Here is a 3,890-nt window from a genome sequence, read left to right as displayed (position 1 = left end):
ATACTTCCGGGGTGCAGGCATCAGACCTGTGCTTCCCATCTGCCGGATCAATCATGCCCGGCTTCAGGGCCGCTACGAAACCCGGTTCAGCTCATGATCCCGACCTGCTCGAAGCGTGGTATACCGAACGGCTCGGCGAAATGGCCGACCGCGGCTATTTCGCTGCCCCTGAACCCCACGGCTGCAATCTCCACCTGGACCGCCTTCCACAGGCACATCGTTACCGGCTTTCCGTCCGCTGCGCCGGCCTTCCGCGCATCGGCCATAGCCCACTCGTCCAGCTTGTCGGTTCGGACCGCGACTTGGCGGAGCGTCTGCTCCGAGACAGCGCCGTTACTCCCGACGACCTCCTCGAAGCCCTCGTGGGACAGCGAAACGAGAGCCTGGAGAGCCTCGGCCCACTGCTCCTCGACCAAGGCATACCCCCCGCTCATATCGCGGCCAACGTCGCTTGGGTCGACTCCTGGTGGGGAGATGACTCCGCCAGACATCAGCACCTCATCGACTACTTCACTACCCTCTCAACTCAAGTGCCCGCGCTCGCCGCCGTCGCAGCAGCGGGACTGGCTCAGCAGGAGGCGTCACTGCGGGTGGCAGAGAACAGAGAGCGCGCTGCACGGGTGCGGGGAGTCTGAGAAAGTCTGGCCCTCCCTCATCTATCACGGCAGCCAGCCCAGCGTCTGGGCACTCAGGCATTGCCACGCCACCGCAGTTGCACTGGCCCCGGCCCGGCGGCTTCAGCCCGGACGAAGTAGCCGAGTAGTCGAACGAATGATCCACTTTTGGCGAAGCGCGGATCTAGGCCCTCGGTGTGCCTGATACTGCATCAAATTAATGCGCCTACTGGGCCGGTACGGCAGGGCCTGGAGGTGGGAGCAGCTCGGGAGAACCAGTGCAGCTGACCTGTGCCAAAGTGACGAACTTTCGCGCGTTGCAGGATGTAGAGGTGAAGATCGACAACAAGGCCACGCTCGTAGTGGGCCGGAATAACAGCGGCAAGACGTCCTTTGCTAACCTCTTCGACAAGTTCTTCGGCAGCGACGACAGCAAGTTCATCCTGGAGGACCTGTCCGTCAGCAGGATCAAGGGGATCAAGTCGGCCGTGGAGGCCTACCGTACGGCCCAGGCCGTGCCGGAGGACAGCAGCGAGAGCCGCGAAGGGCAGTTGAAGGCAGCGGAAGAGCTCCTCCCTGTCATCAGTGTGCAGGTCGTCATCGCCTACACCGTGGAGGACGACCTCGCCTTGCTGTCCGGGATCATCCTGGACCTGGACGAGGATTGCCTGGAGGCTCGGCTCGAAGCGGTCCTGAGTGTGAAGCGGCCGCGCGATTTTCTGGAGCAAGTGGACGCTGCCCTGACCCGACAAGGCCCGGACTTCGACTGGGGCAAGTTCCTCCGCAAGAACTTTTCTACCTTCTACGTCACCTCCTACTGGGCGGTCTCGGCCCTGGATCCAAACGTCCGTCGAGAGATCACGCCGGCTACGGCGCGCAGGGCGCTGTCGGTAAAGTCCATCCACGCCCAGCCTCGTATCGACGATGTTCCCGCGGACCGGGCCCGCACACTGTCCAAGACCTTCGAGACCTTCTATAAGGCGAACAGTGCCGACGAGGAACGCAATCGGAACATCGAGGGCATTGAGCAGGCGCTGGCCGTCGCTTCGAAGAGCATCGACATCAACTACGGCCTATTGTTCCGACCCATCCTCGATGAACTGCGGACCTTCGGCGTGGGCACTATCACTCCGCTGCAAACGCCGGAGATCATCTCTTTGATCGAGTCCGGAGATATTCTCCGCGGCAGTACCCGCATTCAGTACGCCTCGTCTGGGAGCGACCATCCGCTGCCTGAGGGGCACAATGGCCTTGGCTACAGCAAGCTCATCAGCACCGTGGTTCAGGTCATCGGCTTCTATCACGCCTACCTACGCTTGAAGCCCCGACCGGCCCTGCAACTGCTTTTCATCGAGGAGCCCGAAGCGCACCTGCACCCCCAGATGCAGGAAGTTTTCATTAGCAACATCAACCGCCTCTTGGAGAAAGAAGAGTGGGCCGTCCAGGCGGTCCTGACCACCCATTCCTCGCACATCGTCGCGAGTAGCGGGTTTGGTGCCGTGCGCTATTTCGACAGCAACGGCCTCACCCTCAAGGTCAAGGACCTCTCCGACTTCGAGCACACCATCAAGCAGCAGAACAATGGGAAGACGACCCTTCAGTTCCTCGCCCAGTACATGCACACGCACCGTTGTGACATGTTCTTCGCCGACCGCATCATCTTGATCGAGGGAACCGCTGAACGGCTCCTTCTCCGCGCCATGATCAGCAAGTGTGCGCCTGAACTGGCAAACCAGTACATCTCGATTATCGAGGTCGGCGACGCGTACGCCGGCCGGTTCAAGACTCTCCTGGAGTTCCTCGGTGTCCCTGCGCTGGTGATCACCGACCTCGACTCGGTAGACCCCGCCACTAAAAAACGCTGCGCACCCGACACCGGCGGCGCCCTCACCTCCAATGCCACCCTCAAGGAGTGGGTGCCGAAGCTCAGTGAGGTCAAGACGCTCCTGCAGGCGCCGGCAGAGGCGAAGGTCTGCGGGAACGTACGCGTCGCCTACGAGGTGCCGGAAGCGGACGGGGGGCCGTGCGGGCGTAGCTTCGAGGATGCCATGATCATTGCCAACGCCGACATGTTCGCCCGAAACTTGGGCACGCTGGCCCTCAAGAATGCCTTCACCAGCGAGGTCGGCATCATGCCGAGGCCAGAGGCCATCGCTGCCGCCGCCTTCCCCATCGCCGAGCGACTGAGTCGCAAGAAGACCGACTTCGCGTTCGACATGGTTCTCACGGAGGGCTGGACGGTCCCTCGCTATATCCAGGAGGGCCTGCAGTGGCTGATGAGGTAGAAGTACGCGAAGGTATCCGCGCCGCCCTCGACGCCCGGAGCAACTTCCTCGTGGAAGCAGGGGCCGGCGCCGGCAAGACCACGGCCCTGGTGGAAGCCCTTCTCTACCTCCTCGATACCCGGCGATCCGCCCTGGAACAGGCCGGTAAGCAGATCGCCTGCATCACCTACACCAATGTGGCCAAGCATCAGATCAAGCAGCGCATCGCTGAGGATCCCCTGGTGTACGTCGGCACAATTCACGAGTTCCTGTGGAGTCTCATCCAAGACCATCAGCGCGAGCTGCTGGACGCCCTCATCGAGTACAACCAAGGATTGCCGCGCCCCCAGGACATGGCAGAAATCGCTTCCGGCCTCCAGATTCAATACCAAGACCGAGGTCGGCGCTTTGCAGACGGGAAAATTTCCCACGACGAGGTCCTCGCGCTCGCCACCACACTGATTGGCTCGCAGTCCAAACTCGCGCGGATCATCGCCCACCGCTACCCGGTGGTTTTCGTCGACGAGTATCAGGACACCTTCCCCGCCACCGTCAGCCTGCTCTTGGACCACATCGCCACGGCGGCCGGACCCGCCTGCACCGTCGGTTTCTTCGGCGACTCCATGCAGAAGATCTACAACACCGGCGTCGGCGCCCTGGAGCGGGACGACCTGGTTACGTTCACCATGCATAGCAACCATCGCTGTGCGAAGCCGATCGTTGAGGTCCTGAATAGAATCCGACCTGACTTGATCCAGCAGCCGGACATGGACAAGACCGCAGGCGAGGTCCGCCTCATCCTTAAGCTGCCCGGCGCTGAGGACAAGAACCCGGTCCAGCAGGCTCGGGCAGTGCTCGAAACCTGCGGCTGGCCCGCGAAGGGCGTCAAGTACCTGAGCCTGACGCACCGCAGCATCGTGAGCTGCCCTGGGTTTCGTAGCGGCCGATGTCTTTGGTTTCAGGCGGTGTTCGTGGTCGCCTGGGAGCGATGGTGCTGGGCCTCGAATTCTTC

3 protein-coding genes are annotated in these 3,890 nt (G+C 62.1%); 2 read left to right on the top strand and 1 reads right to left on the bottom strand.

What is annotated here, in order from left to right; genetic code table 11:
* Positions 1–86 precede the first annotated feature (86 nt).
* On the bottom strand, positions 87–491 hold the full coding sequence (locus ABZ441_RS33430; protein ID WP_358981163.1) for a hypothetical protein: 405 nt from the start codon (positions 489–491) through the stop codon (positions 87–89).
* A 401-nt stretch (positions 492–892) separates the two neighbouring features.
* On the opposite strand from ABZ441_RS33430, the gene ABZ441_RS33425 reads away from it, so the two are divergent.
* Together ABZ441_RS33425 and ABZ441_RS33420 are read left to right on the top strand one after the other, a co-directional pair.
* Positions 893–2,899 carry an AAA family ATPase gene (locus ABZ441_RS33425; protein ID WP_358981161.1) on the top strand — a complete coding sequence of 669 codons (2,007 nt, stop codon included), beginning with the start codon at positions 893–895 and terminating at the stop codon, positions 2,897–2,899.
* Positions 2,884–3,890: UvrD-helicase domain-containing protein (locus tag ABZ441_RS33420; RefSeq protein WP_358981159.1), on the top strand; the 1,007-nt coding region annotated here is incomplete at its 3' end. The genes ABZ441_RS33425 and ABZ441_RS33420, both read left to right, overlap by 16 nt.

It is taken from the genome of Streptomyces sp. NPDC005752 (genome assembly GCF_040630715.1).
In the GTDB taxonomy this organism is placed as follows: domain Bacteria; phylum Actinomycetota; class Actinomycetes; order Streptomycetales; family Streptomycetaceae; genus Streptomyces.
The sequence above is the reverse complement of the archived record's forward strand: the minus strand, read 5'-3'. Positions and strand labels throughout refer to the sequence as shown.